This window comes from Gammaproteobacteria bacterium, assembly GCA_029882975.1.
In the GTDB taxonomy this organism is placed as follows: Bacteria; Pseudomonadota; Gammaproteobacteria; order SZUA-152; family SZUA-152; genus JAJDNG01.
Genome location: JAOUJW010000023.1, coordinates 33294 through 57871, shown reverse-complemented (window position 1 = coordinate 57871; position 24578 = coordinate 33294). Strand labels below are relative to the sequence as shown.

Sequence of the window (24578 nt, the reverse complement as noted above, 5' to 3'; positions counted from 1 at the left end):
GGACTTGGCCGAAGGGCGGGGCCGCAATAATAGTTCCTGAGCGAAAACAGAGACAAGAATAATGAAAATCATCATTTTAGGCGCAGGTCAGGTAGGTTCCTCGGTGGCTGAAGTACTGGCAAAGGAGGAAAACGACATTACCGTTGTAGACATGGATGCAAAAAAACTACAGGAACTGCAAGATCGCCTGGATATTCAAACTGTGATTGGCCAGGGTGCACACCCGGAAGTGCTGGGGCGTGCGGGAGCAGAAGATGCAGATATGATCCTGGCGGTGACGGACCGCGACGAAACCAATATGGTGGCCTGTCAGGTCGCCTATACCTTATTTCATACGCCGACAAAAATAGCCAGGGTTCGCAGTGTGGAATATCTGGCACACCCACAATTGTTCACCCAGGATGCTTTACCCATTGATGTGCTTATCAGCCCGGAACAGCTGGTTACTGAATATGTGCAACGCCTGATTGAGTATCCGGGTGCTTTGCAGGTGCTGGATTTTGCGGACGGTAAAGTCCAGCTGGTAGCGGTGCGGGCCTATTATGGGGGGCCTTTGGTGGGGCATGAGTTGAAAACCCTGCGCGAACACATGCCGGGTATTGATACTCGGGTAGCTGCTATCTTCCGGCGCGGAACCCCCATTATTCCTGAAGGCAACACGGTTATCGAGGCGGATGATGAGGTGTTTTTTATTGCTGCCAAACGTCACATTCGGGTGGTGATGAAAGAACTGCGGCGTCTGGACCGGCCGGTGAAACGGGTGATTATTGCCGGTGGTGGTAATATCGGCATTCGACTGGCTCGCGCTTTGGAACAGCAATATCAGGTTAAACTCATCGACCACAATCCCGAACGTTCCAAAGAAATTTCAGAGCAGTTGGAAAAGACCATTGTGCTGTTTGGTGATGCTGCGGACGAAGAACTCATGCTGGATGAAAATATCGAACATACGGATGTGTTTTGTGCTGTTACCAACGATGACGAAGCTAACATTCTGTCTTCCATGCTGGCCAAGCGGTTGGGGGCTCGCAAAGTAATGGCCCTGATCAACCGGGCTGCGTATGTGGATCTGGTGCAAAGTGGGATTATTGACATAGCCATTTCACCTCAGCAAGCGACGATTGGATCTTTGTTGGCACATGTGCGTCGGGGCGATGTCTCTGCTGTACACTCCTTGCGACGCGGGGCCGCTGAAGCCATAGAGGCCGTGGCGCACGGCGATCGAGATTCTTCCAAGGTGGTGGGGCGGACAATTGACGAAATCAAATTACCGCCAGGCACCACCATCGGCGCTATTGTGCGCGATAAGGAGGTTATCATTGCTCATCACGATACCTGCATAGAGTCTGACGATCACGTGATTTTGTTTTTGGTGGACAAAAAGCGTATCCCGGAAGTGGAGCGTCTGTTCCAGGTGGGAATAACTTTCTTGTAACTTGGCAGGTGAGCAGTGAACCGAACCGACAATATGCACAAACACAAGCGCGATCACGGTCATCGTTGTGATCGTAACCGGTTCAACGACAATAATATCCGCAAAGGCTACTGCTGGTAAATATGAGACTTCCTGCCATACAAAGAATCATGGGGCTGCTGTTAATGCTGTTTAGCCTGACCATGCTGCCACCGGCGTTGGTTGGTGTGTTATACGGCGACGGGGCAGTTATTCCTTTCGTGACTGCATTTTTGTTTATTTTGATCACGGGTGTGATTTTCTGGTTGCCGGTACGTTCCTATCGGAAGGATTTACGTCTGCGTGACGGATTTATTATCGTGGTGGTGTTTTGGGTTGTGTGGGGTATTGCCGGTTCTATTCCGCTGCTGTTGTCTGAATCGCCTGTGATTTCTTTTACCGATGCCGTATTCGAGTCCTTATCTGCTTTAACCACCACCGGTGCTACCGTGATCACTGGATTGGATGAGTTGCCTCATTCCATTTTGTTTTATCGACAACAACTGCAGTGGTTGGGCGGCATGGGTATTATCGTATTGGCCGTGGCTATTTTACCCATGTTGGGTGTAGGGGGCATGCAGTTGTATCGTGCCGAGACCCCCGGACCCATGAAAGACAGCAAGTTGACTCCTCGCATTACGGAGACCGCCAAGGCTTTGTGGTACATCTATTTGGGTTTGACGGTAGCTTGCGCACTTGCTTATTGGCTCGGCGGTATGGATGTGTTCGATGCTGTTGCCCACAGTTTTTCCACGGTGGCTATTGGTGGTTTTTCCACTCACGATGCCAGCATAGGCTATTTCAATAGTCCGCTCATCGAATCCATTGCTGTGGTGTTTATGTTGCTGGCGGGAATGAATTTCGCGTTACATTTTGTTGCATGGCGCTCACTCAGTGTCAAGCCCTATTTGTTGGATCCGGAAGTTAAAGCCTATTTGTTCATTTTAATTCTGGTGGCTATCGTAACTTCCGCCTATTTGTATATCACCAACACTTACGACACCCTTTACGGCGCTATTCACCATGGAGTGTTTCAGGCCGTGTCCATCGGCACGACCAGTGGATTTAGTACAGCGGAATATTACTATTGGCCCGGGTTTTTACCGGTGCTGTTGTTGTTTACCAGTTTTGTGGGGGGGTGTGCCGGGTCCACCGGTGGTGGAATGAAAGTTATCCGGGTGTTGTTGCTGTATAAACAAGGTGTGCGGGAAATTACCCGCTTGATTCATCCCAATGCGTTGATTCCCGTCAAGGTGGGCGGCAAGGCCCTGTCAGAGCGGGTTATTAACGCGGTCTGGGGCTTTTTTTCTTTGTATGTGGCTTCTTTTGTGATTTTGATGTTGCTGATGTTGGCAACCGGGCATAATCAGGTCACTTCTTTCTCAGCCGTGGCTGCATGCATGAATAATCTGGGGCCGGGTTTGGGCGATGTAGGGGCTAACTATGCCGGTATTAATGATGCGGCGAAGTGGGTGTTGTGTTTTGCCATGTTATTGGGACGCCTGGAAATATTTACTTTGTTAGTCATTATCAGTCCGGCATTCTGGCGGCGTTAACAGCTTGTGAAACAGAACACAGACGCCGCCAATACTAAAGAGAAATGGAACCGTCGTTATGAGGCGGCACAAGTGCCCGGCAAAGCTTGTGCAGTTTTACACGATTACCGTTATTTGCTACCCCGGCAGGAGTCGTCGTGTGTCGTCTTGGATCTGGCTTGTGGTTTGGGCGGCAATGCATTGTATCTGGCGCATCAAGGTTTTGAAACTCATGCCTGGGATATTTCGGAGGCGGCTATTGTCAAGCTGGAACAGGAGGCTCAAACACAAAAACTGACGCTGCATGCTCAAGTGAGAGATGTGTTACAGCAGCCTCCGGAGCCCGGAAGTTTTGATGTAATAGTCGTTAGTCGTTTTCTGGAACGCTCTCTTAGTGAGGCTGTCATGGCCGCCTTAAAGCCCGGGGGGCTACTTTTTTATCAGACCTTTGTGCAGGACAAGGATCCCAGCGTAGGTCCTTCCAATTCCCATTTTTTGTTGCAGCCCAACGAGCTGCGCTGTTTTGCGCCCTGCATGTCCTGGTCTATCACGACCAGGGCAGTATAGGGAATACAAGCTGTGGTTATCGCAACGAAGCGTTATTAGTGGCAAGAAAACCAAATTACGCGCAAGAAAGCCGGAGTTAGGCGCGAGAATGCCGGAATTATGTGGCGGGCAAGCGCAACTTTAGCGGGATAAGGAATGAATCCAGTACTTTAAGAAGAAGTGGATTCTCTATACATAGCTTGCTCCACCACTTCTCGAGTTAATTCCGGTGCCAATTCCGAGATGAGGGTGTATACGTAATCTCGCATATGCCGGCCGCGGTGCAGGCAAATATAGGTGGACCCCGGCTCGAACAAATGTCTGGCATCAATGACTTTGAGATTGTCATCTTCCTTGTCAATGGAAGTTTCCGCCACCAGGCCCACACCCAATCCCAAGCCTACATAGGTTTTGATGATTTCCGAGCTCATGGCCGTAAGGGCGATATTGGTCATTAGGCCTTTTTTGTCGAACGCCGAGTTAATGGAGGATCGGCTCATAAAAGTGTAATCGTAAGTTACCAAAGGGTAAGCGGCTATGGCTTCCAGGGTCAGTGGTTGGATTTTCTGCAAGGGGTGATCCGCCAGGGTGATAACCGCCAGATTCCATTGTTTGTAGGGGAGCATCACCAGTTCGTCCGGCACGTTTTCCGGTGCTGTGGTGATGGCAATATCGGCATTGCGAGACATGACCATATCGGTCAGCTGTTCCGGATCACCTTGGTGGATTCGCATTTGAATGCCGGGGAACTCACTGGAAAATCGACTGATAATGGGCGGCAGGCTGTGATGTGCATATGCCTGAATGGTTGCAATGGACAGGGTGCCTTTGTTTTGATCATTCAGCTGTTCGCTGATTTGATGAATGTTTTCCGTTTCCGTGAGAATGCGTTCGGACATCTCAATAATGGCGCGCCCTACTGGAGTGGTATCTACCAGTCGTTTTCCATGGCGTTCAAAAATCTGGACGTTGAGCTCTTCTTCCAGGAGTCTGATTTGGGTGCTGATTCCGGATTGGGCCGTATGTAACCGTTCGGCGGCGCTGGAGACGTTGAGGCCGCGGCGGGCTACTTCACATATGTATCGAAGTTGTTGTAGTTTCATGGCTTTTTTATATTAATCGGTGATTAAACGGTATATTAGTATTATAGACCCATATAAGCAATAATATAATTTAGTGATGTACTTTTCTACAATCCATATTATGATTTTATCGGTCTTTTTTAAACTGAATAAATACCAACTTATTCTGTGACATAATTCACATCAGTCATTTCCCATATCAAGATCCCCCCGCATACCGTCGACACTAATGATACCGGCAAATAATACCGGTTTCTGCGTGTCAGCATGTTTGGGAGGCTTGTGTGCGTCAAAAAAGTCATTGGGTCAATGTCATTGTTTTTTCATCGCTTTTTTCCTGCGCTTCGGTTGCTGATTACTATGATGAAGGTTTGGTCGCATACACTCGTGGCGATTTTTCCCAAGCACGGTCCCACCTGGAAAAAGCAGCCCTGAAAGGGGATGTAGGTGCTACTCATCTTTTGGCCGAGTTATATGCACAGGGCAAAGGAGGCGCAGTGGATACAAAAAAATCCTTACATTGGCTGAGGCAGGCCGCGAATGCCGGAATGGCATCGGCGCAATTTCAATTAGGACAGCATTATCGAAATCTGAGCGAGTATAACAAAGCCTTTGAGTGGTTTACCGTGGCGGCAGCTCAAGGGTACGTAAATGCCATTTTTTACCAAGCCTTATTAGTGCAGCATGGCCGTGTGCAGCACAGTGACACGGATGCACAACAGTTATTCAGTGTTGCCGCCTCAGAGTTGGATGTCCATGCCCAGAAAGGACATGCCGCTGCACAAAACAATCTGGCGTATATGTACGAAACCGGATTTGGTGTGATTGCCAATCCCTACAAAGCCGTCGCCTGGTATGAGCGCGCCGCCCAACAGGGTCTGGTAACGGCGCAATATAATTTGGGTCGACTGCTGGCGCTGCGTCAGGATTCCAAGGAGGAATCGCAATACTGGATGCAGACTGCCGCTGCCCAAGGCCACAAGGAAGCCCGGGAATTCTTGCAAAGCAAGAGTCAGGGGGTGGCTCTGGTGCAGTAGTGTTTCAGGAAAAAAAGAAGTTCCTTAGTAAGGTCGAGCCTCACCTTTAGGGCGGGTTTTAAAGCGCTTATAAGACCATTGGTACTGAGGCGGACTTAAGGCGATCACTTGTTCCACTCCCCGGTTGATCTGTGTCGCGGCTTGTTGCAGGTCTTTGCTGTAGATGCCATCAGAACAGGGGATAAAATGTAAATGGTAACCTCGGCCCCAGGGTAAGCGTTGCGCCGCTGCGAAAAAGCTTGGGGAGTGAAATTTGGCGGCGAGTCGGGGCAACAACACCATGGTGTTGGTCTGAATGCCAAAAAACGGCGCAAACACCCCTCCGTCACCGGGATCCTGATCCGGCAATATGGCAATAAACTCCTGATTTTTTAATGCTTGATACAATTGCCGTACTCCATTGACGTCTGTCGGTACGGTTTTAGCTCCGAACACTTGTCTTCCTTGTACCGTAGTTTGTTCCAGGCCGTCTAATTTGGGCGGCTTATATAGCGCTGTCATGGGTCCAATAGACGATATATATAAACCTATTAATTCCCAGGCACCGAAATGTGGGGGAACAATAATCACGCCTCGATTTAAACTCATGGCTTCACGTAGCTTATCTTCACCGCTGATGCGCTTGATCCGTTTGATGCCTGATCCGTCCGGGCGCCATAAAATACCGGCTTCCGTGGCGGTTTTTGCCAATTCGATGAGGGAAGTGCGGCAGAGTCGTTTTTTTTGTTGCTGTGATAAGTGGGGATAGCACCAGGTAATATTGGTTGCTGTGATTCTTTTCAGGCGATTGTTGGACCACCACAATATTTGCCCAAAAACCCAACCGCAGCCGTGCGCCAGAGGCAGGGGCATGTAAGAAAAAAACATCAGAAGAAACTTGGACAGAATTGTGCGCATGGTTTGTATTGAAAGGTTTAGTCTGCGCCGTTTTATTGTGTTCAAACCACGCCGTGTGGTTTATAGTTTAACCTGGAACCCAGGGAATTTCTATTCAAACTGGATAAATACAGGGTCCATCCGGTAGGTCGTTGTGGGGGTGCCGGGGTCTGTGAAAGTTAACATTAAGGAACGTCATCGTGAGTGTGAAAAACTTAAGTCCCAAACAAGCGTATGAAATGACTCAAACGGATCCTCGTACCGTTTTGATCGATGTGCGCTCGGAAATGGAATTTTTATTCGTGGGGCACCCTGTGGGCGCGGTTCATGTGCCCTGGATTGATGAGCCCGATTGGGACATTAACCCCAATTTTGTCAAACAGGTACGTCAAGTGATGTTGGGCGGTCTGAGCCATAAGGAAGGTGGTAAGAGCGCTCCGGTCATTCTTATTTGCCGTAGTGGCAAACGCTCACTGGAAGCTGGAGAGGCCTTGCTGGCTGCGGGGTTTACCGAAATCTTCAATGTGGAGGAAGGTTTTGAGGGTGAGCTGGACGATAATCATCACCGCAGTTCCGTCGGTGGCTGGCGTTTCCATAACTTACCTTGGGCTCAGTGTTAGGGGGGCAGGGGTTCAGACCCTGGGGTTGGTCAGGGTTCCAAGTCGGCTTCCGTTCCCGCCATTTCGGTCAAAACTTAAGATTTTTTACCCTTTTAAGCGGCAGGTCTGTGGTTCCGTGGTAGAATAGCGGGCTTTTCTTTCTGTCAATAGGAATTGGAATCGGTAATGGCCAGCATTGAGCAACTCATAAAAGAACGCATACTCATTCTCGATGGTGCTATGGGCACTATGATACAGAAACACGAGTTGGGCGAGGCTGAGTACCGGGGTGAGCGATTTAAGGACTATCCCAGAGAGCTAAAAGGCAATAATGACCTATTGACCCTGACGCAACCGAAAATTATCAAACAAATCCACACCCAGTATTTAGAGGCGGGTGCGGATATTATTGAAACCAATACCTTTGGTTGTACCCGCGTTTCCATGGCGGATTATGGCATGGAAGATTTGGTGGTGGAGTTAAACTTAGCGTCAGCCCAATTGGCGCGCGAAGCCGCTGATGAAGTGGCGCGGCAAACCGGCATTCCCCGATTTGTGGCCGGTGTTCTCGGTCCCACCCCACGCTCTGCGTCCATCTCCCCAGACGTGAATGATCCCGGTGCGCGTAATGTCACCTTTGATCGCTTGGTAGAGGACTATGCCGAAGCGACGGCGGCTTTAGTCAAAGGGAAGGTGGATGTTCTCCTGGTGGAGACCATTTTCGACACACTCAATGCCAAAGCCGCGATTTTTGCCATTGAGCGATATTTTGAGCAGACACAAACACGGCTGCCGGTGATGATCTCAGGTACCATTCCTGACGTAAGCGGACGCACCCTGTCCGGGCAGGTGGTGGAGGCATTCTGGAATTCCGTCCGTCACGCGGCGCCAGTGAGTGTGGGTTTGAATTGTGCCCTGGGGCCCACCGAATTACGTCAATACGTGGAAGAATTGGCAGCAGTGGCAGATGTGCCGGTGAGCGCACATCCCAATGCAGGCTTGCCCAATGCCTTTGGCGGTTACGACGAAACGCCGGAGTCCATGGCGGAGCATATCGGTGAATGGGCACAACAGGGGTTTTTGAATATCGTTGGCGGGTGCTGCGGAACCACGCCGGCCCACATTAAGGCTATCGCCGCAGCAGTGCGCCCGCACACACCGCGCCAGGTTCCGCAGCATAAGCCCCAATGCCGTCTCAGTGGGCTGGAACCTTTGAATATTGACGAGACCAGCTTGTTTGTAAATGTGGGTGAGCGCACCAACGTGACCGGTTCGGCCCGCTTCAAACGTTTGATTCTGGAAGATGACTACGCCACCGCACTGGATGTGGCCCGGCAGCAAGTGGAGAACGGTGCCCAGATCATTGACGTCAATATGGATGAAGCCATGTTGGATGGTGAGCAGGCTATGGTAACATTTCTGAATTTGCTCGCGGCGGAGCCGGATATTGCCCGTGTGCCCATTATGATCGATTCCTCCAAGTGGCCGATTATAGAGGCCGGTTTGAAATGTATTCAGGGTAAAGGGGTGGTGAACTCCATTAGCTTGAAAGAGGGTGAACCGGCATTTATTGAACAGGCTACGCTGGTGAAGCGTTATGGTGCGGCAGTAATTGTCATGGCGTTTGACGAGCAAGGGCAGGCCGATACTCGTGAGCGCAAAGTGGAAATTTGTCGGCGCGCATACCGGATTCTCACTGAACAAGTAGGCTTTGATCCTGCAGATATTATTTTTGACCCCAATATTTTTGCGGTGGCTACCGGTATTGCTGAACACAATAACTACGGTATGGACTTTATTGAAGCCACCCAAGACATCAAGACGATATTGCCCCACAGCAAAATCTCAGGCGGTGTTTCTAATGTGTCGTTTTCTTTCCGGGGCAATGAGCCTGTGCGGGAAGCGATTCACTCCGTATTTTTATATCACGCCGTCAAAGCCGGTATGGATATGGGGATCGTCAATGCCGGTCAGTTAACGGTGTATGAGGAGATTCCGGAAGAGTTGCGCCAGCGGGTTGAGGATGTGGTGCTAAACCGGCGCGAAGATGCGACTGACCGGTTGTTGGAAATTGCCGATCAATTTAAAGGTGAGGGTGGTACCAGAGCGCGCCAGGAAGATTTGAGCTGGCGCGAACTACCCGTCGCCCAGCGCTTGGCCCATGCCTTGGTCAAAGGTGTGGATCTATATGTGGAGCAGGATACAGAAGAGGCTCGCTTGCAGGCTGAGCGACCCATTCATGTGATCGAAGGCCCCTTAATGGATGGCATGAACACCGTGGGCGACCTGTTTGGTGACGGTAAAATGTTTTTGCCCCAAGTTGTGAAAAGTGCTCGGGTCATGAAAAAAGCTGTGGCGCATTTAATCCCTTACATTGAAGCGGAAAAAGACGCCGGTTCCTCCAGCGCCGGCAAAATACTGCTGGCAACCGTCAAAGGGGATGTACACGACATTGGCAAGAACATTGTGGGTGTGGTGTTGCAATGTAATAACTTTGAAGTGATCGATTTGGGCGTTATGGTCCCTGCTGCGAAAATTCTGGACGCAGCCAAGGAACACAATGTGGACATCATCGGCTTGTCGGGTCTGATTACTCCTTCTTTGGAGGAAATGGCTCATATGGCTAAGGAAATGGCCCGCCTGGGATTCAGTATCCCTTTGTTAATTGGCGGTGCCACCACCTCCAAGGCTCATACAGCCGTTAAAATTGAACCTAATTATGAACATCCCGTCGTGTGGGTCAAAGACGCATCGCGTGCGGTCGGTGTGGCGCAACAGCTATTGAGTAACGATTTGCGTCAGGATTTTGTGGCGAAGACTCGCCAGGAATATGAAACGGTACGAAAGAACCAGGCGGGGAAACGGGCTCAAACCCGCTGGCTTAGTCTGGAACAGGCACGGCAGAACAAAGTCGCGCTGGACTGGGGCACCTACAAGCCACCGCTGCCGGCCCAAAGCGGTGTGCAAGTGATCGAAATGCCCCTGGAACAACTTCGACCCTATATTGATTGGACTCCGTTTTTCCATACTTGGGAATTGAAAGGCAGCTATCCCAAGTTGTTGAATGACCCCATCAAAGGGGAGCAGGCTCGGAAACTTTTTGCGGATGCTCAAGCCATGTTGGATCAGCTTATTAGTGAAAACTGGTTACAAGCTCGGGCCGTGGTGGGGATTTTCCCGGCATCCAGTGTCGACGATGACGATGTCGAGTTATATACCGATGATCAGCGTAATGAAGTATTGATGCGCTTGCACCATTTACGGCAGCAGCAGGAAAAACCCGCCGGTAAGCCCAATCGATGCCTCAGTGATTTTGTGGCGCCCCGCGACACGGGTTTGAAGGACTACCTCGGTGCTTTTGCCTTGACTACCGGTTTGGGTATTGAAAAACAGCTGCAAATCTTTGAACAAAAACATGAAATTGACAACGAAATTATGCTCAAGGCCTTAGCGGACCGTCTTGCCGAAGCCTTTGCCGAGTGCTTGCACGAAAAAGTGCGCAAGGAAGTCTGGGGCTATGCAGCGCAGGAGTCCTGTTCCAATGAGCAATTAATTCATGAAGAATACCATGGCATTCGGCCGGCACCGGGGTATCCGGCCTGCCCGGACCACACCGAAAAAGCGCTATTGTGGCAGTTATTGGATGTTGAGAAGAATACTGGTATATCTATTACCGAATCTTATGCCATGATGCCCACCGCCTCGGTGAGTGGATTTTATTTTTCCCACCCACAATCCAGCTATTTTGCGGTGGGCAAAATCAACCGGGATCAGGTTCGCTCTTACAGTGCGCGTAAAGCCATGAGTTTGCAGGATACGGAACGCTGGCTTGCACCGAATTTAGGTTATGAGTAACGGGACTCCCGTTGGAACGTTAAATTATTGATGAATTTATTGACGAAGTAGTTGTGCCAATGAAAAGCAAAAACGAAGATTTACGTATACTAGACATCAAAGAAGTGCTTACTCCTGCGCAGGTGCACCAGCAATTTCCGGTGAGCGAGCAGGTGGTGGATACCGTGGCCGGTGCGCGGCAGCAAATCCACCGTATCTTGCATAATCAGGATGACCGCTTGTTGGTGATTGTGGGGCCTTGTTCCATCCATGACCCGGATGCGGCCATGGATTATGCTCAAAAGCTGAAGCAGCTCAGAGATCAGTTGGATCAGCAGCTCATGGTGGTCATGCGGGTTTATTTTGAGAAACCACGCACCACCGTGGGCTGGAAGGGCTTAATCAATGATCCAAACCTGGATAACAGTTTTGAAATCAACAAGGGGCTGAGTCTTGCGCGGCGTTTGCTCAATGATATCAATAGTCTGGGTATGCCGGCGGGTACTGAGTTTTTAGACTTAATTACACCGCAGTATATAGCCGATCTGGTGAGCTGGGGGGCTATTGGTGCCCGAACCACAGAAAGCCAGTTACATCGCGAGTTAGCTTCCGGTTTGTCCTGTCCTATCGGTTTTAAAAACGGGACGGATGGTACTTTAACGATTGCCATTGATGCGGTACGTGCGGCCAATCGGCCTCACAATTTTCTGTCCATGACCATGGAAGGTAAATCAGCCATTTTTGCCACTTCCGGGAACGATGATTGTCATGTAATTCTGCGCGGCGGACGTGAACCGAACTATGACGCAAAAAGTGTGGCGGTAGCAGCTGCGGGTTTGCAAAAAGCCGGATTAGATGCACGCATCATGATCGATTTGAGTCATGCCAACAGCCGTAAGCAGTTTCAACGTCAGGTGGATGTGGGGCAAGATGTGGCGGCACAAATCAGCGCCGGTGATCAACGCATTATGGGTGCTATGATCGAAAGCCATCTGGTGGGTGGGCGTCAGGATGTGATTCCGGACCGGTCACTGGTGTATGGTCAGAGTATCACGGATGGTTGTCTGTCCTGGGATGATACGATGCCTCTGCTGGAATTGTTTGCCGAAGCGGTGGAAAAACGGCGTCAACGTTAGCCGAGTGGCCACTGCGCCAGGAGGGCGCAACGCAATTGCCAATGTGGCTGGCGGACAATGTGGCTGAGCTACTAGCGAACCCCAAAGCCGTAAATGAGCATTTTGCGCATTAAGGCCAAGCCGTCAGCATAGGGTACCGTGCCGTTGTTGCGAATGATTTCCTGGCCTTCTTCATTGGTGGCGAACTCAATAAAGTCCTGAACTTTTTTAGTAGGTGAAGGGCCGGTGACTAAATAAAGTGGTCGGAATAAACCGTATTTGCCACTGCGTACATTTTCATAGCTCGGCACTCGGCCATCAAAGCTGAGAATTTTTACGTTCCGCTTGCGGGCGCTGCTGACGCCGGTAATACCCATGGCAAAGCGGTCCTTTTCAATCGCCTTTTCCAGTGGAGTGGATGAAGCGACCACGTATTCGGTGTCAAATTGCACTGAGCTATCGCGGAATAAATACTGGCGTATGGCGTAACCGACGCCGGATATGCTTCCTTTCCGGACATACAAATGTATCGGGGCATTGGGTCCCCCAACATCTTTCCAGTTTTTGATCTTTCCGGTATAAATTTTACGAATTTGATCCTCAGTGAGATTGTTCACCGGATTGGTTTCATTGGTAATAATGGCCAGAGCATCCCAGGCGACCGGGTGTAGAGTGGCGTGCATCTCGGAACTGTTCTCTTCCGGCAATGTCATGCGGCAGGTTCCACCCATGTCAATGCGTAAGCTGACCGTGTCACGTATGCCTTTTGTAGCGCCACCGCCGTCCAATACCACTTTTATACTGGTTCTGGTTTCGTAAGCGGTTGCCAATTCGGCCATAAAAGCTTTTTTGGTAATACCGCACCCGGCCCAATGGATAACATTGTTGATACTTTCTGCATGGAGTGCCGGGGTCAGCAGCACGGTCATGATTGCCGCACAGTGGCAAATCAAGGCCTTAGGGTAACTCTTAAACATTAATGTCCTTTCGCGGTTTTCTTGCAATACTTGATAATAATTATAGGATAATCGATCAACCTTTTTCGGTTGATTACGTAAGGAATGTTGGGATTCCTCTAACAATTTACGTAGGATTAGCCTTATTATAAAGACAGCATGGTTAAGCTGCAAACAAATCCGTAAACCCGTAATAAACCAAGTGTTACTGAGGGTTGTGACGGCGATTGCATAGTAGCTTGGGAATGTTGCGAGATTATCACAGTCATAATCAGCAGACCAAGCAGGGCAAACTTTTGTTTCAGCAGTGACCAAAACCGGGTACGCGCATTTTATGAGTACAGAACCCTCAAACCCCAATAACAACGCCACCAATTCCAACGATACCAGTCGAATTGGCTTGGGCATGATGATGCTTATGTGGTTGGTGTTGTTATCCCTTTTTAGTGCCTATTTTTGGTTTTGGAGTGAATCGGAACGCAATCCCAATCAAAACGTGGCAAACCGGGTAACTCAGCAGGGGGTACGTGAGGTGGTATTACAGCGGAACCGTTTCGGCCATTACGTCGCCAATGGGGAGATCAATGGTCATGGAGTGGAGTTTATGTTGGATACCGGTGCTTCTGATATCTCTATTCCAGCTAATGTGGCGGCGCGACTGGGTTTGAAACGTGGCGCTGTGATGACATATCAGACAGCCAAAGGTCCGGCTCAAGTTTATTTAACGCGGTTGGATAGCGTTGCCTTAGGGAATATCGTGCTCAACGATGTGCGTGGCAGCATTAATCCCAATGTTCAGGAAAGCAGTATCTTGTTAGGTATGGCCTTTCTTAAACAAATGAGTTTAGTCAAAAAGGCGACACGTTGACTCTGCGTCAATAGTCGTCGTATTTATACCGGTTCCGTTCGGCGGATTTTGGATACCTGGTTTGTTCCCCGTGATTTGGACCTATGTTTGACTCTGGGTAAATTTTAACCTGGAGTGGAACAATACTTGCTTTATTAACGTTAGCTGCTATGTGCCTTACCGCTGTTAAATCGGGTGAGTCAAATACAGTAGGTTAAATACAGTTGGTTAAATACGGTAAATTCAAGTGGGGTCACATATGACACTATATTTGAACTCGACGAATGTGAACGAGATCACGGAGGCGCTGAACCGGGCCTGCGGTAACGTATTAGCCGCATATGAAACCTCCACCGGCAGTTTTAATATGCATGATGCAGAGCTTCGGCCTAACCAGATCGCCGAGGCGTTGGAGCAGTTTGTGGATATCATGCAAATGATCGAAGTGGACTACACCAGCAAGATTCTTATTAATCATTCCCCGGAAAGATTTCGTATCAATTTTGATGAAGGTTTGGAACAAAGTACGCTGGACAAGACAGAGTTGTCGGAAATCGGTAACTACGGTCTGGAGCTAATGCAAAATCTGGGCGAATGGGCCGAGCAACTGCAATTAAGTGAAGAAAAGTTGCATTTGCATACGATCATGGTAGTTGTGGCGCTGTGGATTGCGCGACGCGGTGGATACTTAACCAATTTAGATACTGTGGTGGACACCTTGGCATCCATGGCAAACGCTTGCTATGAGCCCTTGATTTTGTCTGAATTGAGCGATGTCATGGGTGAGCTGATCAATGCGGTGGCTCACGAAATTCGCGGAGGCGATAACAGTTATGCTCATGCCTGGCGTGTTCTCAATATTAACCGCGGTATAATTGCGGCGCGAACCCACGACCTGGCGATAATGGAACCCGTCTTTAATGAGTTGATTGCCAATGTTCCGGAAGACGCACCTCGGTTTTTTGAGCAGAACTTAACGCAAATGGATGAGTTGAACTATCCTGCCGAGGTGAAAAGTTTGTTGTGTCAATACTTTCAGCATTGTGTCGCACCGGTGTTGCATTAGCCAGTTACTATTTGTAATTACTTTCCGTTCGGATTCTGTCCAGAATCAATTGTTGTCAGATTTATGTTCGCGTGCGACTAAAACTCCTTGGCTAAATTGTATTTTCAGAATATTTCCCTCTCGCTCAATGGTTTGTTGCAAATGCTCCTGAGGCTTGCAGTCCAGAGCTCGAGAAAGTTGTATAGATGTCTGCAAGTTGCTTGTCCGACCTGAGTCTTTTAGCTTGAGTGAGTAGGGGTGGGACCAGTGAGTGGTGCCGCTCATGAAGTTGAAAGCGTGTTGTGCGGTCCAGGATAAATCCAATTCAAAATCCACGGCCGTGGGTGCAGGGTAATACGAGATCCCATGAGTTTGGGCAATTGGGGTGAAATCCTGCGGTCGAGTCAACACGGCAGACAGCAGTTCGACGCCTTGCTTACCAATTTTCTCGCTAATATTGTCATGAGAGCAATCGAAAGACAGGTCGACGGTACTTTGTGCCAGTAGAGCGCCGGCGTCCACTTCCGGTTCCAGGAAGTGCAGGCTTATACCAACTGTATTAGCGCCGTGACGCAGTTGCCAAAACACCGGATGAGGTCCTCGGTACCCGGGCAAAAGTGAGGGGTGTAGATTGAGGGCGGCAACTTGTGCCATGTTTATCAGTCGCTGCGGTAATAGATAAGGAAAGCAAGCGGTTACCAGAAAATCCGGTGCCTGCCGCCAGAAAGTGTTGCAATTGCCCTGTTCGAGTTTGGATATTTCAAGCTTGAAAGTTGCAGGGTCGGGAATAGTCGAGATCCGTATATTCAGTCGGCGGCATTCCAGTTCAACTCGATGGTATTCACCGGCGTTCAGTACAGGGATATCCATAAAGTGCTGAGCTGAGGGTTTGGCTAATATTACTTGATCTATACGAATACCCTTAGCCAACAGAGATTGCAAAACGGCCATGGACATAACGGTTTCAGATAAAAAAAGACACAATGTATTTGGCATGGTTTGGTTTGTAGTGAAACTGTTTCCGTTGAGCTACTTATTAGAATCACTATTTAAAATGTGGTCTTGGGAGTGTAAAAACCGCAACTTTAAACCGGGAACTAGGTGCTTTTTGCATCTGTTTACATCTATGTTACGTTTCTTGGGTTTATCTGTATCAAGTTTTTCACCTATTAGACGATACGGGTAAATAGTAGCCGCATTCGTGCGGGTACGACTAGATGTAAGGAGGTTGTAGCGCAAAAATTATCACTACGCAAATACATTATTTACATATTCCAGATAAGCTGACTAGGCTTATACAAGACTTGCAAATTTTATAAATATCTAATGTAGCGTAAGTATATCACTGGGTATACTGGACAGCCTGCTTCAGTAGAAGCAGGCTGTTTCCTTGTCCCGGTCCTTCTTTTCGATTTTTTCTATTTATTCTATTCCGAATTAGTTTTCCATATTTTGGATCGCCGTAATTTCCTCTTGGCTGAAGACTTCACTCCATTGGTCTTTTGCCAAACCATTACTTGGCATCAGGGCCAGTTGCTTCAAGTCTTTGAAGTGTTGCGTTCGGTGCTCCGGGGCGGTTTGTCCCAAAGCGGAAAGCGTTTTTGCGTAATCAAAACCGGCTTGAGCAAATACTTTTTCTACGAATTTGCGTTTTCCTTTGGGGTTTAAACCTCCAGGTGATACCGGAAGTTCCGCCTTGACTTCGTTATAGGCGGTTGCCAGTTTTTGCAAGGTGGGTTCGCTGTTTACGGGCGCGGGGGGGGCGCTGTTATCCGTGCAAGCGCCAAGAATCATGGCCAGGGCCAACAATAGTGCCACAATTACAGCCGAATGGTGCCTGAGTTGCTTTCTGTAGACCACGTGGTTTCCCCGTTTGTTACTGGAAGCGCAGAGTTTATCCCTAAGCTGCTCCGGCTGGCAAATTCTCAACACAACAAATATGCAAAATATGACCGCTTGGGTAAAGTTTTATACGCCGGTACCCGCTATTGCAGCTGGAGGTGCAGTGAATTCCCATGGGTTTGTCAGACTTATACCATGCTCAGATCGAACAAAACGGCTATACCCTGGATGAGGGGCAAAGCTTAATTGTTGCTGCCTTGGAGCGATTGTCTGAAAAATTAGGCGCGGACCCAGGTTATACCGGGTCAATTTGGGGGGGCGTGCTATCACAGTTCCTCTCCTCTCCCAAACAACCGTTGCGAGGTTGCTATATTTGGGGCGGTACCGGCCGTGGGAAGACCTGGCTTATGGACTTGTTCTACCATTCCTTGGGAATATCAGAAAAACGCCGAAAACATTTCAGTGTCTTTATGCAAGAAGTGCATCAGTCCCTGGCACAATTAGGTCGTGGTAGGGAACCCTTGACGACGATTGCCGCTGATATTGCCCATCGTTGCCGGGTTTTGTGTTTGGACGAATTTCATGTAACCGATATCACGGACGCGATGTTAATGCGAGGCTTGCTCCGGGAACTGTTTCGGCGTAACGTGGTTTTGGTGGTTACATCCAATCTGGCACCGGATGAACTTTACAAAAACGGCCTGCAAAGGGAGCAGTTTGTTCCTGCCATCGAATTAATCAAGCAACACACGCATGTGATTAATTTGCAAGGTGATCGGGATCACCGCTGTAGCTCCCTGCTCAATCGCCCCTCCTATTTCATTACCGGAGAAGTGAGCTATCATGACCTGCGGGAATACTTGTACAGGCGTTATCCTGAGCAAACTTTAGAGGACACGGTGCATCTGAACGGTCGTAACATCGCGACGCTGTATTTGAGCCGACGCTGTGTGTGGTTTGATTTCCATTCTATTTGCGGCGATGGGAGAGCCACATCAGACTATTTGCAGCTGGCTAATCAGTTTGACTGCATTGCTGTCACCCACATACCCACATTGACCCAAAGCATGGAAGATCTGGCCAGGCGCTTTGTTCACCTAATTGATGTGTTGTATGACGCGCAATGCCATGTCATCATCGGTGCTCAGGTCATGCCGACCCATTTATACCAGGGCCGCCTGCTGCAGCATGAGTTTCAAAGAACCGCCAGTCGCCTGCAAGAGATCGCTGTTCAGGAGCGCTTGTAGTTTTAGCGCTTGTAGTTTTAGCGCTTGTAGTTTCAGCTAAAGCTCATGGAGAGCATTTTCTGGAAACTTTTACCTCTGTCAAAAACAGCTGCCGATTTTGTGGGCACTATGCACTATCATAATGTAAATGCCCGATACAAGCAGTTTTCAGTCCTGCACGTTTTCCTGGAAAAATCACAGTCCCTGTTTTATAGTGTTCTGCCTTAAAGAGGGGAAGGTCAATGGATGAGAAAGACACACAACAGGCGATTGATGCCTTTAAGCTTCGACTGAATAACAATCCGGATGATTTGGAAGCCGCTTTAAACTTGGGGAATCTGTTTTTCGATAATCGCGATGCGGCCCAATCCATTGTGTATTACAATGTGGCATTGCGTATCAATCCTGACATGCCGGGTGCAATGACTGATTTGGGTACCATGTACTGGCAGAACGGTGATGTTTCTCTGGCTGAGCGTTGTTTCAGGTCTGTGGTGAAATCCAATCCCGGCTACGGCAACGCCTATATCAATCTGGGATTACTGTTGTCTCGGGCCAAAATGGAGCCTGTGAAAGGTAAGGCTTGTTGGCAGGAGCTGGTGGATAAATATCCGGATCATCCCGCATGTAAACGGGCAAAAGAGTTGCTCGCAGATACATTAAATTGAAGCTCTGATTAAGGCTGTTGTTCGGGATAAAAAGAGACCGGCAAGAGCGACTTGCCGGCAAACGAGGAAGAGTCGTTTGAAAAGCAGCTCAATTATACTGTTACTGATTTGCTGTCAGATTGTCCCAGATTGTCGACCCAACTGACTGTGATGTTGTCACCACGGCTCACTTGATTCACGACAAAGGAAACAAACGGGTTTTTTGACACCGCTACCCCCCAGATGGCTTTAAATACCGTTATGCTGTTGTGCGTGCAATCCACTTCCCGAATGAAATGGACCGGTATTGTCGCGCCTGATTTGTCTTTACGTAATCCGGTTTCCATTGGATGTCGGATCAGGACTTTTACCGCTGTTTTACTACCTTGATTTTTTGTGCGAATTCGAATGCTCATGACAAAGACTCCATTGATTGCAGGTTGCTTGGATTGAATAAAGTTGGTGCGAACTGTGACTGCCGTGGATTTACGTCGGCACATGAGGTTTAACCGGGTCCGCCGCAACCGCCAAGAGTCACTTTTATAAATCGACTGTTGGTGTAGAGTTTGCCATTTGCTTTCACAACAGCAGTAACTTTGGATTTTTTTGCAAGCTTGATTCGTGTGGCGACATCACCGCTGTTCCCGGGTGAAATAAGAAATTGTGCGGCTAAAGGATTGGGGTTCTCGTCCACCAGTATGCTGACAGATTCCACACCGGTCAATTTGGTTTTGATGCTGACGGGCACTACTGCACCATTTTCGGCAATATCGGGTGCTTTAATGGTGATGGCTGCGCTGTCCTCCATTTTGGAGCTGCCGTAGAGTTTTTCTATAACAGAGGTTATGTCTTTGCCACCGAAGGCTTGAGTAGGCCACTGAGCCCATGCGTAGTTTCCTGGCAGAAATAGACCGGCGAGGCTGCAACCGGCGGTACTGGCTATGAATTTGCGTCGGGTAATCGTATTCATGGTTTTTCCTCACAGAGTTGGTTTTTGTTTACTGTGATGAAATCATAGGATGAACGACGCAGCGATGAGTCACGCTAAAATCAAACTACCGTCATGTTTTTGTCATTCGTCCACTTCGAAACGGTAGCCCACCCCCCGCAATGTGACAATGCGCCAACTGCTCATGGTTGACGCGTTGAGCTTTTTGCGCAGGCTGGATATAGTGTTGCGAACGGCGCCCTGTACGACAATGATGTTTTCACCCCAGACTGAATGAAGAATGTCGTCGTAAGTCAGAGCGCAATTCACATTTTCAAGAAAGTAGAGCAATAAATCATACTCAATTTTGGTCAGCTCCACAGTATGGTCGCTGTCATTGCTAACCGTTCGTGCTTCATAGTTGATGTGATAGCCCGGTAGTCTGGTCGCCGTGGCGCTATTCAGCGTGGGGGTAGTAGAGGTGCGTCTACGCAAAAGTGCGGCGACGCGGGATAGGAATACACGCAATTGATAGGGTTTGACAATATAGTCATCGGCTCCGGCACTGAAGCCCTGCACCATGTCATCTTCCCGGTCTTTGGCGGTAAGCATGAGGATCATGGATTGTACTTTGGATTCGCGCCATTGTCTGCACAAAGTGAAACCATCGTTATCCGGTAACATAATGTCCAGCACAATGAGGTCGAACTCATAGCGTTGTACGTAATCCGTTGCTTTGGCCCCGGTTCCGGTTGAGACAACGTCATAGCCTTGGTCTTCAAGGTTGTCGCTTACGGCCAATCTGAGATTTTCATCATCTTCCACGACTAGAATTTTTGCCGGGCTGTTGTTGTTTGTTGTCATGCGATTTCCTGTTCGGGTGCGGGGAATATCAGTTTGAATGTGGTTCCTTCGGTACCGGATTTAAATACGCTGATGTCACCCCGGTGAAGTTGCAGTATTTTTTTGCAGATGGCCAGTCCCAGGCCGGTACCGGAAACTTCTCTGTGTTTATCCCCCATGCGGGAGAATTCGTTAAAAATTTCACTTTGATCAGTCGCTGCGATACCTACTCCGTTATCGGAGAAATATACGACGCTCTCGCCTTTGGCTGTGGTTTCAGAGCGAATCTCGATATCCACTGTGTCGCGGTCGTTGTATTTACAGGCATTGTTGACCAAATTGCGGAACAGTATTTTAATCAGTTCTTCGTCCGCTTGTGTTTCAGTCTGAGTCGGGCCGTTCATATCAATGCTTAAGGGTTTGTTGGTATATTGAATAAACTCCGGAGTCAGTCCGGAAACCACGGCGTCAATGGAAACGGTAGAGGTTCTTAAATTCCAGGAGTCCTTGGTTAGTCGATTGAATGACAGAATGTTGTCCACCAGTAAAGACATATTGTCGATGGCGTGAATGATACGCTTAGGATAGTCTTTGACAAGGTCACTGTGTTCTGTTTTGCGTTGTATGGTTTCTGCAAGCACCCGAGCAGATGCCAAGGGGGTTTTTAACTCGTGGGAAACCGTGGCGACAAAATCAGCTTTGAGCGCCAGGTATCGATGTTTTCGGTATAAGATCAACAGGACCAGGAAAGCGATACTGCTGATGAGTACCGCAATGGTAAGCAATAACAGAGTTTTCAACCAATAGCGTTCCTTAGCGGCCTTCAGTTTGCTTCGTAAGATCGGGGTATGAACCGATAATGATAGATGTTCCAGCTGGGCAGTGTGCGCATTTTCCGGTAATTGCAGCGTGTCCTGTTCTTGCAATAATCCTGAGGATTTCATATTGGCTTCAATACGTTGAACAATCACATTACTGTTGACTATGGTGCCCAGGTGGTCTGTTCCCTCATAAGGTTCTATATACCATTGTAGGTTGGAATTAGCAGCAGAAATCAAAACCGGGCGTTCATACAAGCTTACATCGATGCCAAGTAAAGGGTTGTTATTGTTGGCTTGAGCCAGAAAGTCTTCGTAGGGTATCTCAAATCTTTTCGATACTGTCAAGATGCGGTTTTTTAGGAAATCAAACTCTTCCTGAGTGAATTCGTTACGTTTTGCGATTAGAGCGCGTTGCAGACCGTAATTACCATAGGCTTGCTCGATAATAGAGCCTGTGCGCAGCATATTACTCACCAAAGACTTTTCCGGGGTACTGAAAGCCAAAAGATAGTCCAGCAGAGCCATCATATAGGGAATGTCTTTGTCTCCCGGTAGCGGCTTGACGTTGCGTCGAAAATTGATTTCGCGAAATTCCCAGCGAATATTGGTAGAGTCGTGGCTCTCTACAGCCAGTTTGAAACGGCTTAAACCATCGCGCAATCGCAACCAGGGTTCCGGGTTTTGGGTCGCGAGATCAATGGGATCGGCCGCCATCAGCTCTTCGTAAAGCGCAATTGCCTGTTGGTTGTTTTCCCTCTGGGTGTATACAGCCGGGCGCGGTAGTACTTGGGACTGGTTCTTAAAGTACAGGACGCTGTCACTGGGGAGCAGGGGGTCACGTAAGACGTTTTCCAAATTGATCTTGGTAAATGCCAGCTGTTGTGTCAGAGATTGCCTAAAAGCCTGAACGGCGTACTGCTCCAGGGTCTCATGGCGCGATAGAACTTCGCTGGTGGCGTCAGAATATTCACGGCTGAATATCGTGTGCAGGCTACTCAGTCCCCAGAGCAGTAGTACCGTGCCGGCAAAGGCGGCTATAAGGGCGGGTATTTGTTTTTGCTTTGGCCAATCCATGTAATTTTAATTATCGTCAAAGGTATAAATAGCATAGAAAACATAGGCTACCGTTGCTTGAAAACTTGTCACCGGGCAGCCATGGTTTTGTCATTTTTCCGTCACTGTGTCGCTTCAGTGAATATACGGAATGCAAAGAACTTAGGCAAATGGGGTAGAGTTGCCGTGAATGGCTTAATTGATGCTTAAAATCCAGTATTGTGTCGGGTTTTAACGAAATGGAAGATGTTTTTAAAAACATAAGAATATCAATCGGATGGATGTTAGGTTACAAACAATTGGCAATTCAAGTTGGCAAATTTGCTGAGTTTGACCAGAATTAATAGGGAAAAGTGCCGTTAACATCACTAAGGCCACTATGTTTTACCGGTATGAGGGAAGTGGAGAGTTATTTCCTCGGAAGTGGGCTCACAAGTTCAGTTCCAAGGGTTTGGCTCGAATCTTGTTTCTCTTATAGGTAAAGGAGACATGTGATGCAACGGTTGCGACTTTCAGTGTTTGGGCAACAGATCAACGTTTTGTTTGTGCTCGTTGGTCTCAATATGGTTTTACCGGGTTTAGCCCTATCCTACGGCTTTGTTCCCAGTAATAGTGAGCAGGAAGCTTGTTTTGCTAAGGCTATGATAGGCATGGATTCGGTAATTAATTCCCGCCTGGGCGTTCCGGCGGAACACGCGTTGGATTTGTCATTGCTCAATCGAGAAGCCAAGGTGGCAAAATACGATTCCGAGTTGCTCAATGTGATATTGGCGGCCTATCTATGGGAAAATTCTCCGCACAGCTACGCCGTCAACGTCTTTTATGATTGCGCCCGAAAACATACCTATCAACAGCAAGCCAAACACGAATAACTGACAAACATTTTACAAAACCCGGGTGTCGCTCCCGCCGTTTTGCTAAAATAAACCGATACAAAGCCGATAGCAAATCTGGAATGCTATTTTAATTTGGTAAGGATGATGCCATGTCCAATCTCACCATTAGCGACATCTATGTTTTGTTGGTCGAGCCATCAAAAGCGCAACAGCGGATCATCGATGGTTATCTGGACCAACTGTCCATAAAAAACAGAACCTGGGTGAGCACGGCCACCGAGGCGTTGGAACGGATGGCCTCACACAAGCCGGATCTTCTGGTCAGTGCTATGCATATGGAGGATATGACCGGTACCGAGCTGGTACAAACGGTTCGCATGGATGCCAAATTCAACGATGTGCCCTTTATGCTCATTTCCAGCGAAACCAACTATCGTTATTTAGAGCCGATTCGACAGGCCGGCGTGATTGCCATCCTTAAAAAACCCTTCTCATTTGAGCAGCTGAAAAAAGCCGTGGAGTCTACTTTGTATTACATAGACCCCGATGATATCAGTACGGAAGACTTTGTTGCTGATGAGTTACGTGTTCTGGTTGTTGATGACAGTTTTACTGCGCGACGACATATTAGTCGGGTTTTGAACAATATGGGTATTGTTAATATCCAGACGGCGGAAAATGGTAAAGAAGCTTTGGATCTGGTAGGTAAGCAGTATTTTGATCTATTGGTGACCGACTACAATATGCCGGAAATGGATGGTGGAGAATTGGTGGAGTTGGTCCGCTCCGGCAGTCAGCAGGCCTCCATTCCTATATTGATGGTGTCCAGTGAGACGGATACCAGCCGAATTGCGTCGGTACAACAGTCCGGTGTCTCGGCAATCTGCGACAAACCGTTTGAGTTCCAGACCGTCAAGGAGTTGATCCAAAGAATTGTCTAGTCGTTTGTCTTACCGACGCTCGAGTATGATAAACGTATAAGGAAATTGATTTTTCTCATCAGCCTGATGTTCTTCCCGCAACACCTCACCCCACGTCTGGGTATCAAATGCAGGAAAGTGTGCGTCCCCTTGCACATCGGCGTGTACCAGAGTCATATACAGTCGTCCGGCCAGAGGCAGCGCCTGTTGGTAGATGGAAGCGCCACCTATCACCATGATCTCTTCCGTATCTCCCGCCAACTCAATTGCCTGTTCTAATGAACCGCATACATTGGCATCGTCTGCTTTATAGTTCGCTTGACGGCTGACAATAATATTGGTTCGTTGTGGTAAGGCCTTGGAGCCGAAGGATTCATAGGTTTTACGGCCCATGATAATGGGTTTGCCCAGAGTGTGCTGTCGGAACCATTTCATATCGCCGGAGAGTTTCCAGGGCAGACGGTTTTCGATGCCGATCACACCGGCATCGCTCATGGCCCAGATCAGGGAGACGCGGCTCATGTTAAAGCGTTCAAA

General features: G+C 48.6%; 23 protein-coding genes. 13 read left to right on the top strand and 10 right to left on the bottom strand.

Going from position 1 to position 24578, the window contains the following annotated elements:
- The first annotated feature begins 61 nt into the window (after nt 1-61).
- The 3 genes from trkA (at nt 62) to OEY58_15830 (ending at nt 3555) form a co-directional block, all read left to right on the top strand.
- Nucleotides 62-1435, top strand: a complete 1374-nt coding sequence (trkA, locus tag OEY58_15840) for a Trk system potassium transporter TrkA (protein MDH5326930.1) — start codon at nt 62-64, stop codon at nt 1433-1435.
- Between the two features lie 122 nt (nt 1436-1557).
- Nucleotides 1558-3009 carry a TrkH family potassium uptake protein gene (locus tag OEY58_15835; GenBank protein MDH5326929.1) on the top strand — a complete coding sequence of 484 codons (1452 nt, stop codon included), beginning with the start codon at nt 1558-1560 and terminating at the stop codon, nt 3007-3009.
- Between the two features lie 6 nt (nt 3010-3015).
- Nucleotides 3016-3555, top strand: coding sequence for a class I SAM-dependent methyltransferase (locus tag OEY58_15830; protein MDH5326928.1), 540 nt, complete (start codon nt 3016-3018; stop codon nt 3553-3555).
- A gap of 149 nt (nt 3556-3704) precedes the next feature.
- On the opposite strand, the gene OEY58_15825 is transcribed toward OEY58_15830, so the two are convergent.
- Nucleotides 3705-4637, bottom strand: a complete 933-nt coding sequence (locus tag OEY58_15825) for a LysR substrate-binding domain-containing protein (protein ID MDH5326927.1) — start codon at nt 4635-4637, stop codon at nt 3705-3707.
- A 263-nt stretch (nt 4638-4900) separates the two neighbouring features.
- On the opposite strand from OEY58_15825, the gene OEY58_15820 reads away from it, so the two are divergent.
- Complete coding sequence (locus OEY58_15820) at nt 4901-5653, top strand: sel1 repeat family protein (GenBank protein MDH5326926.1); 753 nt, start codon at nt 4901-4903, stop codon at nt 5651-5653.
- Between the two features lie 24 nt (nt 5654-5677).
- Here OEY58_15820 and OEY58_15815 read toward each other — a convergent pair whose 3' ends face one another.
- A complete protein-coding gene (locus OEY58_15815; GenBank protein ID MDH5326925.1) occupies nt 5678-6550 on the bottom strand; it encodes a lysophospholipid acyltransferase family protein in 873 nt (290 codons plus the stop codon).
- Between the two features lie 179 nt (nt 6551-6729).
- On the opposite strand from OEY58_15815, the gene OEY58_15810 reads away from it, so the two are divergent.
- The 3 genes from OEY58_15810 (at nt 6730) to aroG (ending at nt 12098) form a co-directional block, all read left to right on the top strand.
- Complete coding sequence (locus OEY58_15810) at nt 6730-7149, top strand: rhodanese-like domain-containing protein (protein MDH5326924.1); 420 nt, start codon at nt 6730-6732, stop codon at nt 7147-7149.
- Between the two features lie 165 nt (nt 7150-7314).
- Nucleotides 7315-10983 carry a methionine synthase gene (metH, locus tag OEY58_15805; protein MDH5326923.1) on the top strand — a complete coding sequence of 1223 codons (3669 nt, stop codon included), beginning with the start codon at nt 7315-7317 and terminating at the stop codon, nt 10981-10983.
- 59 nt (nt 10984-11042) lie between these two features.
- The gene (gene aroG, locus OEY58_15800) at nt 11043-12098 is read left to right on the top strand and encodes a 3-deoxy-7-phosphoheptulonate synthase AroG (protein ID MDH5326922.1); all 1056 of its coding nucleotides are present in this window, start codon (nt 11043-11045) and stop codon (nt 12096-12098) included.
- 71 nt (nt 12099-12169) lie between these two features.
- Here the strand turns inward: aroG and OEY58_15795 are convergent, their stop codons facing one another.
- Complete coding sequence (locus OEY58_15795) at nt 12170-13054, bottom strand: phosphate ABC transporter substrate-binding protein (GenBank protein ID MDH5326921.1); 885 nt, start codon at nt 13052-13054, stop codon at nt 12170-12172.
- A gap of 313 nt (nt 13055-13367) precedes the next feature.
- Here OEY58_15795 and OEY58_15790 point away from each other — a divergent pair, with 313 nt between their 5' ends.
- Both OEY58_15790 and OEY58_15785 read left to right on the top strand, forming a co-directional pair.
- Nucleotides 13368-13901, top strand: a complete 534-nt coding sequence (locus OEY58_15790) for a TIGR02281 family clan AA aspartic protease (GenBank protein MDH5326920.1) — start codon at nt 13368-13370, stop codon at nt 13899-13901.
- Nucleotides 13902-14139: 238 nt separating this feature from the next.
- Complete coding sequence (locus tag OEY58_15785; protein MDH5326919.1) at nt 14140-14946, top strand: hypothetical protein; 807 nt, start codon at nt 14140-14142, stop codon at nt 14944-14946.
- 45 nt (nt 14947-14991) lie between these two features.
- Here OEY58_15785 and OEY58_15780 read toward each other — a convergent pair whose 3' ends face one another.
- Complete coding sequence (locus tag OEY58_15780) at nt 14992-15882, bottom strand: formyltransferase family protein (protein ID MDH5326918.1); 891 nt, start codon at nt 15880-15882, stop codon at nt 14992-14994.
- Nucleotides 15883-16362: 480 nt separating this feature from the next.
- On the bottom strand, nt 16363-16785 hold the full coding sequence (locus tag OEY58_15775; protein ID MDH5326917.1) for a hypothetical protein: 423 nt from the start codon (nt 16783-16785) through the stop codon (nt 16363-16365).
- A gap of 155 nt (nt 16786-16940) precedes the next feature.
- On the opposite strand from OEY58_15775, the gene zapE reads away from it, so the two are divergent.
- Both zapE and OEY58_15765 read left to right on the top strand, forming a co-directional pair.
- Complete coding sequence (gene zapE, locus OEY58_15770) at nt 16941-18014, top strand: cell division protein ZapE (protein ID MDH5326916.1); 1074 nt, start codon at nt 16941-16943, stop codon at nt 18012-18014.
- 221 nt (nt 18015-18235) lie between these two features.
- Entirely contained in the window at nt 18236-18661 is a 426-nt protein-coding gene (locus OEY58_15765) for a tetratricopeptide repeat protein (protein MDH5326915.1), read from the top strand.
- A 92-nt stretch (nt 18662-18753) separates the two neighbouring features.
- Here OEY58_15765 and soxZ read toward each other — a convergent pair whose 3' ends face one another.
- The 4 genes from soxZ to OEY58_15745 form a co-directional block, all read right to left on the bottom strand.
- Nucleotides 18754-19140: a thiosulfate oxidation carrier complex protein SoxZ gene (gene soxZ / locus OEY58_15760; GenBank protein ID MDH5326914.1), complete on the bottom strand. Its 387-nt coding sequence runs from the start codon at nt 19138-19140 to the stop codon at nt 18754-18756.
- Between the two features lie 5 nt (nt 19141-19145).
- On the bottom strand, nt 19146-19610 hold the full coding sequence (gene soxY, locus OEY58_15755) for a thiosulfate oxidation carrier protein SoxY (GenBank protein ID MDH5326913.1): 465 nt from the start codon (nt 19608-19610) through the stop codon (nt 19146-19148).
- 102 nt (nt 19611-19712) lie between these two features.
- On the bottom strand, nt 19713-20432 hold the full coding sequence (locus OEY58_15750) for a response regulator transcription factor (GenBank protein MDH5326912.1): 720 nt from the start codon (nt 20430-20432) through the stop codon (nt 19713-19715).
- Entirely contained in the window at nt 20429-22306 is a 1878-nt protein-coding gene (locus OEY58_15745) for a HAMP domain-containing histidine kinase (GenBank protein MDH5326911.1), read from the bottom strand. Before OEY58_15745 ends, OEY58_15750 begins: the two co-directional genes overlap by 4 nt.
- Before the next feature lie 473 nt (nt 22307-22779).
- Between OEY58_15745 and OEY58_15740 the strand changes: the two genes are divergently transcribed.
- Both OEY58_15740 and OEY58_15735 read left to right on the top strand, forming a co-directional pair.
- On the top strand, nt 22780-23157 hold the full coding sequence (locus OEY58_15740; protein MDH5326910.1) for a hypothetical protein: 378 nt from the start codon (nt 22780-22782) through the stop codon (nt 23155-23157).
- A gap of 113 nt (nt 23158-23270) precedes the next feature.
- Nucleotides 23271-24062 carry a response regulator gene (locus tag OEY58_15735; GenBank protein ID MDH5326909.1) on the top strand — a complete coding sequence of 264 codons (792 nt, stop codon included), beginning with the start codon at nt 23271-23273 and terminating at the stop codon, nt 24060-24062.
- 9 nt (nt 24063-24071) lie between these two features.
- Here OEY58_15735 and folA read toward each other — a convergent pair whose 3' ends face one another.
- Entirely contained in the window at nt 24072-24563 is a 492-nt protein-coding gene (folA, locus tag OEY58_15730; GenBank protein ID MDH5326908.1) for a type 3 dihydrofolate reductase, read from the bottom strand.
- Between the last annotated feature and the right edge of the window lie 15 nt (nt 24564-24578).

Coding starts and splice junctions, on each gene's coding strand:
- OEY58_15790 (MDH5326920.1), top strand. CDS start 13,368: ATGAGTACAGAACCCTCAAACCCCAATAACAACGCCACCAATTCCAAC.
- OEY58_15740 (MDH5326910.1), top strand. CDS start 22,780: ATGCAACGGTTGCGACTTTCAGTGTTTGGGCAACAGATCAACGTTTTG.
- OEY58_15745 (MDH5326911.1), bottom strand. CDS start 22,306: ATGGATTGGCCAAAGCAAAAACAAATACCCGCCCTTATAGCCGCCTTT.
- OEY58_15815 (MDH5326925.1), bottom strand. CDS start 6,550: ATGCGCACAATTCTGTCCAAGTTTCTTCTGATGTTTTTTTCTTACATG.
- soxY (MDH5326913.1), bottom strand. CDS start 19,610: ATGAATACGATTACCCGACGCAAATTCATAGCCAGTACCGCCGGTTGC.
- OEY58_15765 (MDH5326915.1), top strand. CDS start 18,236: ATGGATGAGAAAGACACACAACAGGCGATTGATGCCTTTAAGCTTCGA.
- OEY58_15780 (MDH5326918.1), bottom strand. CDS start 15,882: ATGTCCATGGCCGTTTTGCAATCTCTGTTGGCTAAGGGTATTCGTATA.
- OEY58_15750 (MDH5326912.1), bottom strand. CDS start 20,432: ATGACAACAAACAACAACAGCCCGGCAAAAATTCTAGTCGTGGAAGAT.
- OEY58_15835 (MDH5326929.1), top strand. CDS start 1,558: ATGAGACTTCCTGCCATACAAAGAATCATGGGGCTGCTGTTAATGCTG.
- trkA (MDH5326930.1), top strand. CDS start 62: ATGAAAATCATCATTTTAGGCGCAGGTCAGGTAGGTTCCTCGGTGGCT.
- OEY58_15825 (MDH5326927.1), bottom strand. CDS start 4,637: ATGAAACTACAACAACTTCGATACATATGTGAAGTAGCCCGCCGCGGC.
- metH (MDH5326923.1), top strand. CDS start 7,315: ATGGCCAGCATTGAGCAACTCATAAAAGAACGCATACTCATTCTCGAT.
- folA (MDH5326908.1), bottom strand. CDS start 24,563: ATGAGCCGCGTCTCCCTGATCTGGGCCATGAGCGATGCCGGTGTGATC.
- OEY58_15735 (MDH5326909.1), top strand. CDS start 23,271: ATGTCCAATCTCACCATTAGCGACATCTATGTTTTGTTGGTCGAGCCA.
- zapE (MDH5326916.1), top strand. CDS start 16,941: ATGGGTTTGTCAGACTTATACCATGCTCAGATCGAACAAAACGGCTAT.
- OEY58_15785 (MDH5326919.1), top strand. CDS start 14,140: ATGACACTATATTTGAACTCGACGAATGTGAACGAGATCACGGAGGCG.
- OEY58_15795 (MDH5326921.1), bottom strand. CDS start 13,054: ATGTTTAAGAGTTACCCTAAGGCCTTGATTTGCCACTGTGCGGCAATC.
- soxZ (MDH5326914.1), bottom strand. CDS start 19,140: ATGTGCCGACGTAAATCCACGGCAGTCACAGTTCGCACCAACTTTATT.
- aroG (MDH5326922.1), top strand. CDS start 11,043: ATGAAAAGCAAAAACGAAGATTTACGTATACTAGACATCAAAGAAGTG.